A 16,739-nucleotide genomic window follows, 5' to 3' on the forward strand; every position below is an offset into this window, starting at 1 on the left:
TTCCGCCTGGTCCGGCTGTGCGAAGGTGAGGCCTGTCGGCGCACGGACAACGATTTCCCGGTGCGCACGAGACACCTCCCGTTCACACCCCCCACGCTTCAAAAGAGCGGTACCCCCCGCGGACGTTCGAGGTGCCGAACCCTGTGCGAGTCGATCCCGCTTCCTGGGCGGGGTCGCATACCCGATGGTATGGACTTTATGCCGCATGCCCCCGGAAGGAATGCAGATCGTGAATGACGCAGGCCTGTCGAATTCCCCTTCGGCGCGCCGCTTCGACGCGACGGACGAACAGTTGAGCTCCGAACTGAAGAAGTGGACGGGGGCGTCCCCCGCACTGCATCCCGTCGGTGAGCTGCTGGACCGCCATTGGGCGGCCGCCTTCGCCTACGCGCGGCTGTGCACCGACGGCGAACGCGCGGCGGGCATGCTCACCACGGCCGCCTTCACCCGGCTTTTCGGTGAGAGCCTGCGGCAGAACGGGCCGACCGCCGCGTGGCGCCCGCATCTGCTGGTGACCGTGCGCCGCATCGCCGGTGAATGGGACGCCGACGGCCGCCGTGACCTGCTGCACCCGGCGCTGCGCGCCGAGGGCGAGGACGGCGACCGCGCCGCCGCTCGGCTGCTTCCGCCGCTCAACCGGCGCATCCTGTCCCGTGCGTTCCAGCGGCTGCCCCAGTCCGCGCGCTGCCTGCTCTGGCACATCGAGGTCGAGGCCGAGCCCCTGGCGGTACCGGCCGGACTGCTCGGCCTCGAGGAGGAGGGCGCGCGGGTCGAACTGCGCCGGGCCCGCGAGCGGCTGCGCGAGGAGTGCCTCCAGGTGCACCGCGAACTCGCCACCGACGACGAGTGCCACCGCTACGACCGGCTGCTGGACGTCACCTGCCGACGCGGCGGCGCCGACCTCGACCCCGATCTGCGCGGTCATCTGGAGCGGTGCCGGCACTGTCTGCACACCGCCGACCAGCTGCGCCAGTTCGAGGGTCTGCTCGGCGCCGCCCTGGCCGAGGGCATCCTGGGCTGGGCCGCGGCGGCCTACGTGGAGGTCAGGGTGGCCGGCGACGGCGAACCCGTCGGGACCCCTGCCGAGGAGCCGCGGAGCTACGCGGGCGAGGCCTTCACCGACGGGACCCCCGCCGCTGCCGCCGCCCCCGCCGCGCCCGGCGGCCCGGCCGGAGCGGGCCCGGGCTCCCGCCGTGCCGGGCTGCGCCGCGGGGCGCTCGCCCGTATCGGATCACGGGTCGGCGCCGCCGCCCGCCCCGCCGGCCGTGCCGCCGCCCGTCCCGGGTCCGGTGCCGCGTCCGGTGCCGACGCCCGGCCGGGCGGGAGCCGTTCGGCCCAGAAGGCCGCCCGCCGTGCCCGCCGCCGCAACCTCGCCGCCGCCGTGCTGACCGTCAGCGGGCTGGTCGTGCTGCCGCTCGTGGTGTGGGCCGCCCTCGACGACGGCGAAGCGACGGCGCCCACCGCCGCCGCCGGGACGGCGAGGACCCCGGCCCCCGGGACGGACACGGCCACCTCCGACCCGTCCTGGGTCGACGTCGGTGAGGACGCCCAGGGCACCCTGCGCGGCCGTCTGCACAACGCGGCCTCCGGGCTGTGCATCGCCATCGTCGGCACCAAGGCCGTCAGCGGCGCCGAGACCGGACTCGCCGCCTGCTCCGCCGTGGCCGGCCAGCAGTGGTCGTACGAGCCGGACGGCCTGGTGCGCAGCGCCGCCGACGCCGATCTGTGCCTCGACTCCCACCTGGGGTTCTCGGTGCGGCTGGCCCCGTGCGCGGGCGCCTCCCAGCCCGACCCCAGGAACGTCCGCTACGACTTCACGCTCCAGGGCACGCTCGTCCCGCGCTCGGGCCAGAACCTCGCGCTGGCGCCCGCCGCCACCGACGGATCGGGTGCGCTCGTCCTGAAGAACCGGGTGGACAGCGCCGCCCAGCGCTGGGTGATCGACACCTCGCAGCCCGACCCGCAGATGCAGTTCGTCAACTGGGGCGCCGACAGCACCGCCTCGGACGCGCCGGCGGCGACCCCGACCCCGCGGGCCGCGAAGTCCCCGGCGGCCACGCCGACGCCGTCCGCCACGCAGGCCACCACGAGTCCGACCGGCTCCTCCTCGGCCTCGGACAGCGCGTCCTGCCCGTACGGCACGGACGACTACTGCTCGTGGGGCGGCGGGTCGGACGCGTCCGGCGGTGCGGGACACGGCTACGGCGGCGGGGGGTACGGCTCGGGCTCCTGGGACGGCGGCGCGCGCCGCTGACCCGAGCGGTCAGACGCCGACCACCTGGAGCGAGGCCCACAGTGCCACGACGGCCGGGACCAGCGCGGCCGGCACCGTGAGCAGCCCCAGCCGGGTGAACTCCCCGAGCCCGACCCGTTCCTTCCGCGCCTGCACCACACGCCGCCACAGCAGCGTCGCCAGCGATCCGGCGTAGGTGAGGTTGGGGCCGATGTTCACCCCGAGCAGCACGGCGAGCACCGCCCCGGTCCCGGCCGGGACGGCGAGCGGCACCAGGACCAGCACCGCGGGCAGGTTGTTGATCAGATTGGCCAGGACGGCGGCCAGCGCGGCGACGGCGAGCAGGGCGAGCAGGCCCGACCGGTCGGGCAGCACGTTCCCCAGCGCGTCGGCGAGCCCGTTGTCGACGACCGCGCGCACCACGACGCCGAGCGCCAGCACGAACGCCAGGAACCCCGGCGCGGCGGCCCGCACCACGGCGACCGGTGTCACCCGCCGCCGCAGCAGCGCGCGTCCGGCCATGACCAGGGCACCGGCGAACGCGGCCCAGGCCGGTTCGATCCCGACGGCCGACGCCACCACGAAACCGACGAGGGTGCAGGCGACGGTGACCAGCGCGAACAGCGGCAGCTCGGGCGCCGGACCGTCGTCGGCCGCGAGCTCGGCGGCGGGCAGGTCGTCGGCGAAGAAGCGCCGGAAGACCAGGTACTCGGCGCCGATCGCGACCACCCAGGGCAGCGCCATCAGGGCGGCGAACCGGGTGAAGCTCAGCCCGCTCGCCTCGAACGCCAGCAGGTTGGTGAGGTTGGAGACCGGCAGCAGCAGCGAAGCGGTGTTCGACAGGTGCGCGCACGCGTAGACGTGCGGCCTGGCCCGCACACCCATCCGGGCGGCGGTGGCGAACACCACCGGCGTCAGCAGCACCACGGTCGCGTCCAGACTGAGCACGGCGGTGATCACCGAGGCCAGACCGAACACGGCGACCAGCAGGCGCCGGGGGCTGCCCGCCGACCGCCGGGCCATCCACGCCCCGCAGGCCGTGAAGAGGCCCTCGACGTCGCACAGGTGCGCCAGCACCAGTACGGCCGCGAGAAAGCCGACGACCGGTCCGAGCCGTTCGGCCTCCGCCAGCGCGTGCTCCGGCGAGACCGCCCCCAGGGCGATCACCAGCGCGGCGGCGGGAACGGCGACGAGTGCCTCGGACCGTCCTGCGGGGCGCAGCACGGCCCATCCCAGGGCGGCGGCGAGCAGGACGACGGACAGTGTCTCGGCGAGCGGCGTGCTGATGTGGATCTCCGGAAACGGGGTGCGGTGGTGCCCGCCCATCTGACTGGTCCGGGTGCCCGTCCATGAAAACACGTGCGGGTAAAGCGCCCGCCAAGTGACCGGGAGGCCGCCTCACTCCTCGTCGAGCAGGCTCAGCTCCGCCCAGATGGTCTTGCCCTCGGGGGTGTGCCGGCTGCCCCAGCGCTGGGTGAGCTGGGCGACCAGCAGCAGGCCGCGGCCGCCCTCGTCCCAGGTCTTCGCCCGGCGCAGATGCGGGGCGGTGTGGCTGGTGTCGGACACCTCGCAGATCAGCGTGGTCGCGTCGTGGATCAGCCGGAGCCGGATGGGGTGGGAACCGTAGCGGATGGCGTTGGTGACCAGTTCGCTCACCACCAGCTCGGTGGTGAAGGACGCCTCGCTCAGTTCCCAGCGGGCGAGCTGGTCGACCGCTTGTCTGCGGATGGGCGCGACCAGCGAGGGGTCGGCGGGGATGTCCCAGGTCGCGACCTGGGAGGCGGGCAGGCCCCGGGTGCGCGCGAGCAGCAGGGCCACGTCGTCGGCGGCGCCGCCGGGCGGGAGCAGGGCGTGCAGGATACGGTCGCAGGTCTCGTCCAGCGAGTCCGCGTACGCGGCCAGCGTCTCGCTCAGCAGCCGCAGACCGGCGTCCACGTCGCGCTCGCGGGACTCGATCAGGCCGTCGGTGTAGAAGGCGAGCACCGAGCCCTCGGCGAGCTCCAGCTCGGCCGACTCGAACGGCAGTCCGCCCAGGCCCAGCGCGGGTCCGGCGGGCAGCTCGACCCGCCGGGCCGGGCCGTTCGGCCGCAGCACCACGGGCGGGGGGTGGCCCGCCCGGGCCATCGTGCAGCGTCGCGACACGGGGTCGTACACCGCGTACAGACAGCTGGCGCCGACCTCGCCGGGGCTGCCCTCGCCGCCCGCCTCCTCCGACAGCCGGACGACCAGGTCGTCCAGGTGCGTGAGCAGCTCGTCGGGGGCGAGGTCGATGTCGGCGAGCGTGCGTACGGCGGTGCGCAGCCTGCCCATGGTGGCCGAGGCCTGGACGCCGTGCCCGATGACGTCCCCGACGACCATGGCGACGCGCATCCCGGACAGCGGGATCACGTCGAACCAGTCGCCGCCGACCCCGGCACGGGCGGCCGGCAGATAGCGGGAGGAGGCGTCGACGGCTGCGGTGCGCGGCAGGGTGCGCGGCAGCAGACTGCGCTGGAGGGCGAGGGCCGTCTCGCGTTCGCGGGAGAACCGGCGGGCGTTGTCGATGCAGACGGCGGCCCGGGCCGTGATCTCCTCGGCCAGCAGGACGTCGTCCGGGGTGAAGGGGTCCGGCCGGTGGAACCGGGTGAGGACGGCGACGCCGAGCGTCATACCGCGTGCCTGGATCGGCACGGACATCGTGGAGTGGATGTCCAGCTCCCGCACCCGGGCGCCGCGCGCGGGGTCCCAGGCGAGCCAGGCGTCCAGACCGCCGTCCGCCAGGGTGCCGATGATGGTGTGCCCCGCGACCAGGGAGTCGGCCTGCGGCGACCCGGTCGGGTACCGCTGTACCTCGCCGGGCTTGGCGATCGCCTCCGGGCTGCCGACGTTCACCGAGTGGTGCGCGGCGCGCCGCAGTCCCACCGGCGGGCTGAACCGGCTCGGCAGCTCCCCGCCGTCCTGCGGGTCGAGCAGGTCGACGCTGACGAAGTCGGCGAGCGCGGGCACGCAGACCTCCGCCAGCTCCTGGGCCGTCCGGATGACGTCGAGGGTGCTGCCGATGCGCACGCTGGCCTCGTTGACCAGCTGGAGCCGCTCGCGGGCGAGGTAGTTCTCGGTGAAGTCGTGCGCGGACAGACACACGCCGCGGATCCGGCCCTCACCGTCGGTGACGGGCGCCATCCGGGCCAGCCAGGCGTGCGCCCGTGACTCGCCGCCGGTGCGCGTGTACGTCTGCACCTCGTGCGGCCGCCCGCTGGTGAGCACCCGCAGCATGGCCTGTTCGAGCTCCGTGCTCTGCGGCCCGCCGCCTATCTCGGCGAGCCGCAGCCCCCGGATGCGTTCCTCGGGCAGCCCGATGACCTCACGCATCGCGTCGTTGATGCGGCGCAGCCGCAGCCGTTCGTCGTAGACGGCCACGGCGCAGGGGGACTGGACCAGCCCCGCCGCGGCGAGGAGGGTCTCCGAGGAGCCGGGCCCGGCTCCCGTCAGCGGGGTGACGACGAGCCAGCGCGCCGGTTCACCGGTGTCGGCGGGGACGCGGTGGGCGAGCAGCCACACCTGGACGGGGCGGCCGTCGCGATGGCGCAAAGTGACCGTTCCGTCCCAGCGCGCGCCGGTGAAGTCGGGGGTCCCGTCGGCCACCAGTTCCGCGGCGGGCCGGCCCAGCACGTCGGCCGGGGACCAGCCCAACAGGACCCGGGCGCCCTCGTTCCACCCGATGAGCGCGCCCGACTCGTCGACGACGGCCCGGGCCGTCGCGGCCTCGTCGAACGGATACTCCGGGCTCATCTCGGCACTCCATCGCGGACACTCACAGTGAACAGGTACGTCACTTCCGTTCCAGCCTAGTGTGTCCCGCTCCGATGCGGACAGGAACCCCCGCAGCTCGGCTGAACAGCGAGTTCCCGCCGGGGTCAAGGGCCAAAACCGGCCGGTCCTGCCATCGGGACCGGGCGGCCGCTGCCGGGCCCCTTGACGGGCAGGAGCGGCCCGTCGTCAGATTCTGTTTGTTCACGATCAGTTGTGAGTACTTCTGGTTCCTGATGAGGGAGAGCCGACCATGACGGTCACTCGCAGATCGGTCCTTCTCGCGTCCGCGGCCGCTCCGGCCGCCGGAGCGCTTTGCGGCACACCGGCGGCGCGCGCCGCCGCGGACGCCGTGCGCGCCTCCGGCCGCCGGACGGTCGCGCTGCGCGACGGCTGGCGCTTCGCGCTGGTGAACCCGGGCGGGATCACCGACCCGACCGGGCGGTACGCGGACGCCGCCGAGCCCGGCCGCGACGACTCGACCTGGCGCGCGGTGTCGGTTCCGCACGACTGGAGCGACACCGGCGAGAACCGCACCCCGGGCAGGCGGGCCACCTCCTCGTACGACAACAACCTCGCCTCCTGGACCGTGAGCGGCGAGTAGGGGCTCAAGCAGGACCGCGACCGGAAGTGGTTCACGGGTCAGTTCCTGTGGTCCGGCATCGACTACATCGGCGAGCCCACCCCGTACGACGTCTTCCCGGTGCAGGCGTCCTTCTTCGGCGCGGTCGACGCGGCCGGGTTCCCGAAGGGCATGTACCGCCTCTTCCGGAGCCGGTGGACCGGCGAACCGATGGTCCATCTGCTGCCGATGACCTGGAACCACGAGAGGGGCGACACGGTCGAGGTGTGGGCCTGCTCCAACGCCGACACCGTGGAGCTGTACCTCGACGGAACGTCCCTGGGCGTCCGGAGGTTCGACACCAAGAGGACCGTCGACGGCCGCACCTACCTGGAGACCACCGAGGCCACCGGCGACGACAAGACCTTCACCACCGGTCCCTACCGCGGCAGTCACACCAGTCCGAAGGGCAGCGCGGGCAAGCCGCACCTGACCTCTCCTTCGAGGTGAGCGGCGGCTCGCTGACAGGACTCGACAACGGGCGGCAGGAGAGCGCCGAGCGCCACCAGGCCACCACCCGCACCGCGTTCCACGGCAAGGCCCTCGCCATCGTGCGTTCCGGCACCGGGGCCGGGACCCTGAAGGTGACCGCCTGCGGGGACGGTCTGCGCCGGGGCACCGCCACCGTGCGCACCACACCCGTCCGCGCGAAGGCGACCACCCTGGCCGCCGCCTTCGCTCCCGACCTCCCGGCGCCGGTGAACCACCCCTCTGCGGACGCCAGTTACTCCGGTCGACCGGACACCCTGCCCGCGGCCCTGTTGGACGGCGACGGCAACCGGCTGGTCCAACGCCTTCCTCAAGGCGGCCACCGCCCTGCTGCCCGCCTTCGGCGCCGCCCGGCCGCGGGACTGGGTCAGCGTGGACTACGGGCGCACCCGGGACTTCGACCGGGTCGAGGTGTACTTCACCGTCGACGCCACGCACAGTCTGCCCGCGGCGGTCGAGGCGGAGATCTGGGACGGCGAACGCCATGTGCCGGTCACCGGGGCGACCGTGGACCGGGCCACGGCCTCGGACACGCCGACGGCTCTCACCTTCGACCCGGTCCGCGGCTCCGCGCTGCGGCTGACCCCGACCAGCGCCGCGCCCGGCACGGCCCGAGGAGCTATCCGCATCACCAGGCCGGAGGCCTGAGCCCGTGAGCCCGTGAGCCCGTGAGTCCCAGAGCCCGCGAGCCCCCGATCCCCGACGGCCCGGCCGGCGCGGTTCAGCCCGCGTCGGCCGGTTCGAAGGTCACCTTCGCCGTGTCCACCGTGCCCGCGCGGCGCCCGGGCGCGCTCTGCCACGACCAGTACAGGTTGGTGTGAGCCATCACCTGTTCCGGTGCGGGCGCGCCGTACTTGCTCAGGTCCTCCGTGGTGTGCGCGTCGCCGACCAGTGTCACGTCGTACCCCCGCACGAAGGCGCCGTGCAGGGTCGAGCGGACGCACGCGTCGGTCTGCGCCCCGGTGACGACGACGCGGCCCACCCCGCGCTGCGCGAGCACCGACTCCAGCTCGGTGTCCTCGAAGGAGTCCTGGTAGTTCTTGTGGACGAGGGGCTCCGCCTCGAGCCGGACCAGTTCCTCGACGTACTCCCAGTCCTCGCTGCCCCGTTCGAGGTCGTCGTCGGAGTGCTGCACCCAGACGACCGGCACGTCCTGCGCGCGGGCCGCGTCGATCAGGGTGCCGATGTTCGCGATCACCTCCGCACGCCGGGGCGCGCCCGCCACCACGCCCTTCTGGACGTCGATCACGAGCAGGGCGGTGTTCGGCCGGCCGGGCAGGGTGGTCATGGAGACCTCCGCTTCTCATTCGTCGCAGGCATCGCAGGCATCGCAGGCGTCGCAGGTGTTGTCGGCGTGAGCGATGCTCGGACGGCCCACAGTAGGACGCACCACTGACAACGGCACCGAAGCCATCTCGTCCGGACCGTTGACGGGGTGTCATGACTGCAACAAACATGTCCTGCGACCCCGCTCTGGGAGCGCTCCCACGCGATGGCACCCGGATCCCGTACGGAGCGTCCCGCACTCCCCGAGGAGCCTGGACGTGAAACGACGCAGAACCACCCTGTTGTCCCTCGCGGCCCTGCTGGGCGCGGCGCTCACCGCGCTGCCCGCCCAGCAGGCCGGTGCCGAAGAGGTCGAGCAGGTGCGGAACGGCGGTTTCGACACGACCGCCGACCCCTGGTGGACCAGCAACGTCACCGCCGGTCTCAGCGACGGCCGGCTGTGCGCGGACGTGCCCGGCGGCACCGTCAACCGCTGGGACGCCGCCGTCGGACAGGACGCCGTCACCCTGGTGAAGGGGTCGTCGTACCGGTTCTCGTTCAGCGCCTCCGGTGTGCCCGAGGGGCACGTGGTGCGGGCGATCGTGGGCCTCGGTGTCTCCCCGTACGACACCTGGTACGAGGCGAGCCCGGTGCTGAGCGAGACGGGTGACGCCTATACGTACACGTTCACCTCGCCGGTCGACAGCGCCCAGGGGCAGGTGGCCTTCCAGGTCGGCGGGAGCGCCGATCCCTGGCGGTTCTGCCTGGACGACGTGTCGCTGCTGGGCGGGGTGCCGCCGGAGGTGTACCAGCCGGACACCGGGCCGCGGGTGCGCGTCAACCAGGTCGCCTATCTGCCCGCCGGCCCGAAGAACGCCACGCTGGTCACCGATGCCGCCGCGAAGCTGCCCTGGCGGCTGCGGAACGGCGCGGGGGCGACGGTCGCGCACGGCTGGACCGTGCCGCGCGGCCTCGACGTCTCGTCCGGACAGCGCGTCCACTCCATCGACTTCGGCGGCTACCGCACGCGCGGGACGGGCTTCACGCTGGTCGCCGACGGCGAGACCAGCCGTCCCTTCGACATCGGCACGGCCGACTACGACCGGCTGCGCCTGGACGCGGTGAAGTACTACTACACGCAGCGCAGCGGCATCGCGATCCGGGACGACCTGCGGCCCGGCTACGGGAGGGCGGCCGGTCATGTGAACGCGGCCCCCAACCAGGGCGACTCCGCGGTGCCCTGCCGGAGCGGGGTGTGCGACTACACGCTCGACGTCACCGGCGGCTGGTACGACGCGGGGGACCACGGCAAGTACGTCGTCAACGGCGGCATCGCCACCTGGGAGCTGCTGAGCACCTACGAACGCTCCCTGCTCGCCCGCACCGGCGACCCGGCCGCCCTCGGCGACGGGACGCTCGCCCTACCGGAGAGCGGCAACAACGTGCCGGACATCCTCGACGAGGCCCGCTGGGAGCTGGACTTCCTGCTGAGGATGCAGGTGCCGGACGGGCAGCCGCTCGCCGGCATGGCCCACCACAAGATCCACGACGCGCAGTGGACCGGGCTGCCGCTGCTGCCGGGCGACGATCCACAGAAGCGCGAACTGCATCCGCCGACCACCACGGCGACGCTCAACCTGGCCGCGACGGCCGCCCAGGCGGCCCGCCTGTACCGGCCCTACGACAAGGCCTTCGCGGCGAAGGCGCTGACGGCCGCGCGCAAGGCCTTCGCGGCGGCCCTCGCGCATCCGGACGTGTACGCCGACCCGAACGACGGCATCGGCGGCGGCGCCTACAACGACGACGACGCGACCGACGAGTTCTACTGGGCGGCCGCCGAGCTGTATCTCAGCACGGGGGAGAAGCAGTTCGCCGACCGGGTGCTGAACTCCCCGGCGCACACGGCGGACATCTTCGTCCCCAACGGCTTCGACTGGTCCCGTACGGCCGCCGCCGGCCGCCTCGACCTCGCGACCGTTCCCAGCGCGCTGCCCGGACGCGACAAGGTCCGCGGGTCGGTCGTGCGGGGCGCCGACAGCTATCTCGCCACGCTGGCCGGACAGCCGTACGGCATGCCCTACGCCCCCGAGGGCAACCGGTACGACTGGGGTTCCAGCCACCAGGTCCTCAACAACGCCGTGGTCATCGCCACGGCCTACGACCTCACCGGCGCCTCGAAGTACCGGTCCGGAGCCGTCCAGAGCATGGACTACGTGCTCGGGCGCAACGCGCTCAACCAGTCGTACGTCACCGGCTACGGCGAGGTGAACTCCCATCGCCAGCACAGCCGCTGGTACGCGCGCCAGCTGGACCCGAACCTGCCGGACCCGCCGCGGGGCACCCTGTCCGGCGGCCCGAACTCGAGCATCCAGGACCCCTACGCGCAGAGCAAGCTCCAGGGCTGTGTGGGCCAGTTCTGCTACATCGACGACATCCAGTCCTGGTCCACGAACGAGACCGCGATCAACTGGAACGCGGCGCTGGCCCGGCTGGCCTCCTTCGTGGCGGATCAGGGATAGAGCCTGATCAATGAGAGACCCGCTCTGATCGGGAGCGTGCAGGATCGAACACCCTCCGGTACCGCGCGGTCATCAGTTTGACCTGGGGATATTTACGAGTAAGTACCCGCGCGGTACCGTGAAGGACATGCCAGCCCTCAATGTGGAATTCAGCGATCGCGAGCTGGAGGACCTGCGGCAGATCGCCAAGGAACGCGGTACGTCGATGAAGGCACTCGTGCGGGAGGCGGCCGCCGCCGACATCGCGCGGCACCGGGCGCTCCAGGAAGGCGCGGAGGCCTTCCGCAGGTTCTTCGCCTCGCACGCCGACGAGTTCGCCGCCGCCTTTCCCGAGGACGAACGCTCCGTGCGGGGCGAGGGGCGGGTCGCCTGACCGATGACCTCCGTCATCCACATCGACGTGCCCTGGCTGCTCCAGCGCCATGAAGAGGTTCTGCCGGAACAGCCCACCGTCAACGACTTCTCGGCGCTGGTCGCCGCGGTCGCCCGGCACCGGGTCGATCCGCCCAAGCTCGGCGTGGACTCCGACCCGGCCTGGCGGGCCGCCGCGCTGCTGCACACGCTGACCCTGCTCAAGCCCCTGCCCTCGGCCAACGCCCGCTTCGCCTGCGCGACGGCGGTGGCGTACATGTTCACCAGCGGGGTCGGTATCGATCCGCCGTACGGCGCGCTCGTCGACCTCGCCCGCGATCTGCTCGACGGCAAGACGGACGTCTACGGCGCGGCGGACCGGTTGCGGTCCTGGCAGATATAGGCAGGAGCAAAGTGTCCCGGGGCCGCCGGCCGAGGGCGGGAGGAGCAAGGCCGGCGGCCGTTTCGCGCAGGAGAGCCGCCGTCCTGCGCGGGGCCTCCGAGGAAGTGGCCGATTCCAGCCAACTGCGCGGGCCGCTGTGCCGGGAGCGTGCGCGGCGCCCCACCGTGTGCGCGTGTTTCACACGGGGCGCAAGGGCGGATTTCGGCCGAGCCCGCGAAGGCCGTGAAAAGGCGCGATGCCTGGTGGGAGCGGTCCCGCTTATCGACTTTCCATCAACAAGGCGCAGCTTCAGCGCTCGCCTTGTTGTGCGTGACTCAGTTGTGCAAAGGTGAACCGCCCGTGCGGGGGGTCATGACCACATCCCCCGCGTTCGTCGGCGGAGGCGAATTCACGCTCCCGGCCGCACCGGACAGGTACGTACCAAAGGAATGTGCTCAGTGCCCACCCCTCAGCCTCCTCGTCCGCCCTATCCTCCGCAGGGCGGGGGCCCCGGAGAATCCGACGAGTCGCTCGCCGCGGGAATACGCGGCGGAGCGGACAACGAGGTCGCCCAGTCCACCGCTCTGCTGATCGCCCGGCACTGGCGGCCGGTGCACGAGTACGCGGTCATCTGCCTCGCCTCCTCCGGGAGCGTCGCGTCCATGATCACCGCGTCCGCCTTCCACCAGGTCCTCGACAGGTTGAAGCTGGGGGAGCCGGGGACCGCGCTGCGCCCCCGACTGCTGGTGACCGTACGGGACATGGCGCGGCTGTGGTCCGCCGACGAGGAGCTGTCCGGCGTGCTGCCGGTGCTGCGCAAGCCGGCCGGCGCGCGGGGGATGCGGGCCGCCAAGTCCATGACCCCGGACAACCGGGTGCTGGCGGAACGTTCGTTCCAGGGCCTGCCCGCCGTCGCCCGCTGCGTCCTGTGGCACGTGGAGGTCGAGGCCGAACCGGTCACCGTCGCCGCCGGTCTGCTCGGGATGGACACCGACACGGTCTCGGGCGTCCTGGAGCAGGCCCGGGACAAGCTGCGGGAGGGCGTCGTCCGGGCCCACCGGGAACTCGCGCCGAGCAAGGACTGCCGCTTCTACAACCGGCTCCTCGACGTGCCGATCCGCCGCGGCGGCGACCTTCTGCCGGACGTGCGCAAGCACATGGACGAGTGCCGCTACTGCCGGGCCGCCGCCGAACAGCTCGGTCACTTCGAGAGCGGCCTCGGCGTGCTGCTCGCCGAGGCGGTGCTCGGCTGGGGGGCCCGCCGCTACCACGACACCCGCCCCGGTCGCGCCAAGCAGCAGACCGTACGGCTCAAGGGCTCCGCACGCCACGGCGGCCGTGGCGGCCGGGGCACCCGTGGCACCCGGGGCCGAGGCGGCAATCTGCTCGCGCGCATCCCCTCGCCCCGTCGGCGGTCGTCCGGGGAGACGCGCTCGCCGCGCGCGCTGTTCACCGGCGTCGGACTGGCCTCGGCGGGTCTGCTGACCACCCTGCTCGCCGCCGGCATGTGGTCGGACGACGGCGGCGCCGACCCGGCCGCCTCCACCAGCGGCAGCGTCCCCGGCATCGACTCGCAGGCCGCCACCGCCTCGCCGACCTCCCCGGGCACCGCCCAACTGCCCACCGCGCCACGGCAGACCACGCTGCGCAACGCCGCCGCCGACCTCTGCCTGGACGTGCGGGGCGAGGCGCGGGCCGGCTCCGCCCTCGAACTGGCGGACTGCTCCTCCGACGCGACCCAGCAGTGGTCCTACGACGACGACGGGCAGTTGCGCAGCGTGGCCGGGCCCGGCCTGTGCGTGGACTCCCACGCGGACGCCGGGGTGGTCATCCTCGGCGCGTGCGTGGACGCCACCGACGCCCGCGGGGACGACGTCCGCTACGACCTCACCGTGCAGGGCGAGTTGCTGCCCCGTTGGGACGACACGCTCGCCCTCTCCCCGGCGGGTGAGGCGCCGGGCGCGGACGTGGTCGTCAAGGTCCGCGACCACTCCACCGGTCAGCGCTGGCTCACCGGCACCGCCTCCGCCACCCCCGGTTCCCTCGCGGTCACCGGCACGGACGCGCCCCCGTCGGCCCAGCCGGTCGACCTGGCGGACGGCACCGCCTGAGGGACGAAGGGCCCGGGCCCCGGACCGGGACCGGGACCGGCACCGCGGAGGCCGGCTCGTACGGCTCCCGCCGCGCCCGTCAGCCGGCGTCCTCGACGAGGTCGGCCGGACCCACGGTCGCCGGGCCGGCGTGGCCGGACAGCGCGAGGGTGAGGTCGAACTCCGCGAGCAGACAACGGATCACGTGCTCGACGCCCGGCTGCCCGTCCAGACCGAGGCCGTAGGCGTAGGGTCGGCCCAGCAGCACCGCCCGCGCGCCGAGGGCCAGCGCCTTGAAGACGTCGTCGCCGGTGCGCACCCCGCTGTCGAACAGCACCGTCAGCCGGTCGCCGACGGCCTGTGCCACCCGGGGCAGCGCGTCGGCGGCCGCGACCGAGCCGGCGACCTGCCGGCCCCCGTGGTTGGAGACCACCACGCCGTCCATGCCCGCGTCGGCGGCCAGCCGGGCGTCGTCGGGGTGCAGCACACCCTTGAGGACGATCGGCCCGTCCCAGTTCTCCCGCAGGAACGCCAGGTCCGGCCAGGTCTTGCCGGGGTCCGCGAACAGGCTGACGAAGTGCAGGACGGCCGCGTTCGGGTCCTCGTGCACCGGCTTGGCCAGGCCCGCCAGGAACGCCGGGTCGGTGAAGTAGTTGGCGGTGCCCACGCCGTGCAGGAACGGCAGATAGGCCTGGTCGAGATCGCGGGGCCGCCACGCCAGCAGCGGGGTGTCCAGGGTGACGACGAGCACCGTGAAGCCGCTCTCCCGGGCCCGCCGCAGGAAGCTGCGGGTCACCTCGCGGTCCTTGGACCAGTACAGCTGGAACCAGCGCTCGGCGTCCCCCATCGCCTCGGCCACCTGCTCGATCGGTGTGCTGGACGCCGACGACAGGATGAACGGCACCCCCTGCGCGGCCGCCGCCCGGGCCGCCGCGGACTCCGCCTCCGGATGCATGATCGACAGCACCCCGACGGGCGCGAGCGCGAGCGGCGCGGGCAGGGCCCGGCCCAGCACCTCGACCGACAGGTCCCGCTCGTGCACGTCCCGCAGCATGCGCGGCACGATCCGGCGGCGCTCCAGGGCCGCGCGGTTCGCCCGCGCCGTGCTGCCGTCCCCCGCGCTGCCCGCCACATAGCCCACCGGCCCGGGCCCGAGGCGCTGTTCGGTGAGCTCCTCGAGCCGGGTCAGGTCGGTGGGCAGCCGGGGGACCGCGCCCGTCATCCCGTTGAGATAGATCTCGTACTGGAAGTCCGCCCAGTGCTTCGCCATCCGTACGTCCCGCCTCTCGCCGTCCCGTGGTCGGCCGTCGTCGTCGCACGGCGACCATACCGGCGGGTCGGTGGCGGTGGTCAGGCGGTGGTCGGGCCGTGGTCAGACGGTTCGGTCGACGGCCGGCCCGGACGCTGCGGCGACGGGTTCGCCGGCCTCCGTGCCCGGTCCGGTGATCGGCGGCACCGGCACCTCCACGGTCCTGGCCAGCCGCGCCCCCTCGGGCCCGTACACCGCCCGGGGTTCCGGGAACAGCCGCAGCAACGCCAGGTAGAGCAGGGCGGCTACGGCCAGGGACAGCGGCAGGCCGATGTCGACGCCGTTCGCCAGATCACCCAGCGGCCCGACGAACTGGCCCGGGATGTCGGTGAACAGCACACCGAGCAGCGCCGACACCCACCAGGCGGTCATACCGCGCCAGTTCCAGCCGTGCGCGAACCAGTAACGCCCGCCCCGCTGGCGGCGGTTGAAGACCTGGAGGGCGTCGGGGTCGTACCAGCCGCGCCGGGTGAAGAATCCCAGCATCATCACGACCATCCACGGCGTCGTGCACGTGATGATCATCGTGGCGAAGGTGGAGATGGACTGGACGAGGTCCAGCGCGAACCGGCCGACGAAGATGAACACGATCGACAGCAGGCCGACCAGCACGGTCGCCCGCACCCGCGACAGCCGCGGGAACACCGACGAGAAGTCCAGGCCGGTGCCGTAGAGCGAGGTCGTGCCCGTGGACATCCCGCCGATCAGGGCGAGCAGACAGACCGGCAGGAAGAACCAGCTCGGTGAGATCGCGAGCAGCCCGCCCACGAAGTCGGGAGCGGCCGGGTCGACGTACTCGGGGGCCTTCGACGCGATGATGCTCGCGGTCGCGAGGCCGAAGACGAACGGCAGCAGGGTCGCGACCTGCGACAGGAACGCGGCGCCGATCACCTTGCGGCGCGGGGTCGTTGCCGGGATGTAGCGCGACCAGTCGCCGAGGAACGCCCCGAACGACACCGGGTTGGACAGCACGATCAGCGCCGCGCCGATGAACGACGGCCAGAACAGCGCGTCGGTCGCCGGGTCGGCGGAGTCCGTGAAGACGCCCGCGTACGAGGCGTCGAAATCACCGGCGAAGGCGATCGCGCCGAGCAGGAACAGCACGGTGGCGGAGGCGACCGCGACCTTGTTGACGAACAGCATGAACCGGAAGCCGTACACGCAGACCGCGAGCACCAGTCCGGCGAACAGCGCGTAGGCGACGGCGTACGTCAGATCGCCGCGGGGGAGGCCGAAGAGGCGGTGCGCGCCGCCGACCAGGGCGTCGCCTGAGCTCCACACCGAGATGGAGAAGAACGCGATCGCCGTCAGCAGGGAGAGGAACGAGCCGACGACCCGGCCGTGCACGCCGAGGTGCGCGGAGGAGGAGACGGCGTTGTTGGTGCCGTTGACCGGCCCGAACACGGCCATCGGGCACAGGATCAGCGCGCCCACGACGACCCCGAGGAGGGTCGCGGCGAGGCCCTGCCAGAACGACAGTCCGAAGAGGATCGGGAAGGCGCCGAGCACGCAGGTGGAGAAGGTGTTCGCGCCGCCGAAGGCGAGCCGGAACAGGTCGAGGGGGGTCGCGGTGCGTTCGGCGTCGGGGATGCGGTCGACACCGTGGGCCTCGACCTCGGTGAGGGACGGGGCAGAGGCGGACGGCGCGGATCCGGGGGACGGCGGGGTCAAGGGAGCTCCAGCAACAGGCGG

10 protein-coding genes and 1 pseudogene are annotated in these 16,739 nt (G+C 73.1%); 6 read left to right on the forward strand and 5 right to left on the reverse strand.

Annotation, left to right across the window (positions count from 1 at the left end; translation table 11 throughout):
* The first annotated feature begins 220 nt into the window (after positions 1–220).
* A complete protein-coding gene (locus tag AOQ37_RS09825) occupies positions 221–2,254 on the forward strand; it encodes an RICIN domain-containing protein (protein WP_199824974.1) in 2,034 nt (677 codons plus the stop codon).
* A gap of 9 nt (positions 2,255–2,263) precedes the next feature.
* Here AOQ37_RS09825 and AOQ37_RS09830 read toward each other — a convergent pair whose 3' ends face one another.
* Together AOQ37_RS09830 and AOQ37_RS09835 are read right to left on the reverse strand one after the other, a co-directional pair.
* Complete coding sequence (locus AOQ37_RS09830; protein ID WP_062643309.1) at positions 2,264–3,559, reverse strand: arsenic transporter; 1,296 nt, start codon at positions 3,557–3,559, stop codon at positions 2,264–2,266.
* 72 nt (positions 3,560–3,631) lie between these two features.
* On the reverse strand, positions 3,632–6,001 hold the full coding sequence (locus tag AOQ37_RS09835; protein ID WP_062643311.1) for a SpoIIE family protein phosphatase: 2,370 nt from the start codon (positions 5,999–6,001) through the stop codon (positions 3,632–3,634).
* Between the two features lie 535 nt (positions 6,002–6,536).
* On the opposite strand from AOQ37_RS09835, the pseudogene AOQ37_RS38525 reads away from it, so the two are divergent.
* Positions 6,537–7,778: pseudogene (locus tag AOQ37_RS38525) on the forward strand (discoidin domain-containing protein); the annotation flags it as partial.
* A 73-nt stretch (positions 7,779–7,851) separates the two neighbouring features.
* Here AOQ37_RS38525 and AOQ37_RS09855 read toward each other — a convergent pair.
* Positions 7,852–8,418 (reverse strand): cysteine hydrolase family protein, encoded by a 567-nt coding sequence (locus AOQ37_RS09855; RefSeq protein ID WP_062643319.1) that lies wholly within the window; start codon positions 8,416–8,418, stop codon positions 7,852–7,854.
* Between the two features lie 256 nt (positions 8,419–8,674).
* Between AOQ37_RS09855 and AOQ37_RS09860 the strand changes: the two genes are divergently transcribed.
* From AOQ37_RS09860 to AOQ37_RS09875, 4 genes are all read left to right on the forward strand, one after another.
* Positions 8,675–10,915 carry a glycoside hydrolase family 9 protein gene (locus AOQ37_RS09860; protein WP_062643321.1) on the forward strand — a complete coding sequence of 747 codons (2,241 nt, stop codon included), beginning with the start codon at positions 8,675–8,677 and terminating at the stop codon, positions 10,913–10,915.
* Positions 10,916–11,042: 127 nt separating this feature from the next.
* On the forward strand, positions 11,043–11,288 hold the full coding sequence (locus AOQ37_RS09865) for a hypothetical protein (RefSeq protein WP_037735240.1): 246 nt from the start codon (positions 11,043–11,045) through the stop codon (positions 11,286–11,288).
* Between the two features lie 3 nt (positions 11,289–11,291).
* Complete coding sequence (locus AOQ37_RS09870; RefSeq protein WP_062643323.1) at positions 11,292–11,669, forward strand: hypothetical protein; 378 nt, start codon at positions 11,292–11,294, stop codon at positions 11,667–11,669.
* 437 nt (positions 11,670–12,106) lie between these two features.
* On the forward strand, positions 12,107–13,759 hold the full coding sequence (locus tag AOQ37_RS09875) for an RICIN domain-containing protein (RefSeq protein ID WP_062643325.1): 1,653 nt from the start codon (positions 12,107–12,109) through the stop codon (positions 13,757–13,759).
* 79 nt (positions 13,760–13,838) lie between these two features.
* Here AOQ37_RS09875 and AOQ37_RS09880 read toward each other — a convergent pair whose 3' ends face one another.
* Together AOQ37_RS09880 and AOQ37_RS09885 are read right to left on the reverse strand one after the other, a co-directional pair.
* Positions 13,839–15,008: a lactate 2-monooxygenase gene (locus AOQ37_RS09880; protein ID WP_062643327.1), complete on the reverse strand. Its 1,170-nt coding sequence runs from the start codon at positions 15,006–15,008 to the stop codon at positions 13,839–13,841.
* A 102-nt stretch (positions 15,009–15,110) separates the two neighbouring features.
* Positions 15,111–16,718 carry a purine-cytosine permease family protein gene (locus AOQ37_RS09885; RefSeq protein ID WP_062643329.1) on the reverse strand — a complete coding sequence of 536 codons (1,608 nt, stop codon included), beginning with the start codon at positions 16,716–16,718 and terminating at the stop codon, positions 15,111–15,113.
* Positions 16,719–16,739 lie beyond the last annotated feature (21 nt).

It is taken from the genome of Streptomyces maremycinicus (genome assembly GCF_001184025.1).
Classification (GTDB): domain Bacteria; phylum Actinomycetota; class Actinomycetes; order Streptomycetales; family Streptomycetaceae; genus Streptomyces; species Streptomyces maremycinicus.

Coding starts and splice junctions, on each gene's coding strand:
- AOQ37_RS09865 (WP_037735240.1), top strand. CDS start 11,043: ATGCCAGCCCTCAATGTGGAATTCAGCGATCGCGAGCTGGAGGACCTG.
- AOQ37_RS09880 (WP_062643327.1), bottom strand. CDS start 15,008: ATGGCGAAGCACTGGGCGGACTTCCAGTACGAGATCTATCTCAACGGG.
- AOQ37_RS09835 (WP_062643311.1), bottom strand. CDS start 6,001: ATGAGCCCGGAGTATCCGTTCGACGAGGCCGCGACGGCCCGGGCCGTC.
- AOQ37_RS09830 (WP_062643309.1), bottom strand. CDS start 3,559: ATGGGCGGGCACCACCGCACCCCGTTTCCGGAGATCCACATCAGCACG.
- AOQ37_RS09870 (WP_062643323.1), top strand. CDS start 11,292: ATGACCTCCGTCATCCACATCGACGTGCCCTGGCTGCTCCAGCGCCAT.
- AOQ37_RS09825 (WP_199824974.1), top strand. CDS start 221: ATGCAGATCGTGAATGACGCAGGCCTGTCGAATTCCCCTTCGGCGCGC.
- AOQ37_RS09855 (WP_062643319.1), bottom strand. CDS start 8,418: ATGACCACCCTGCCCGGCCGGCCGAACACCGCCCTGCTCGTGATCGAC.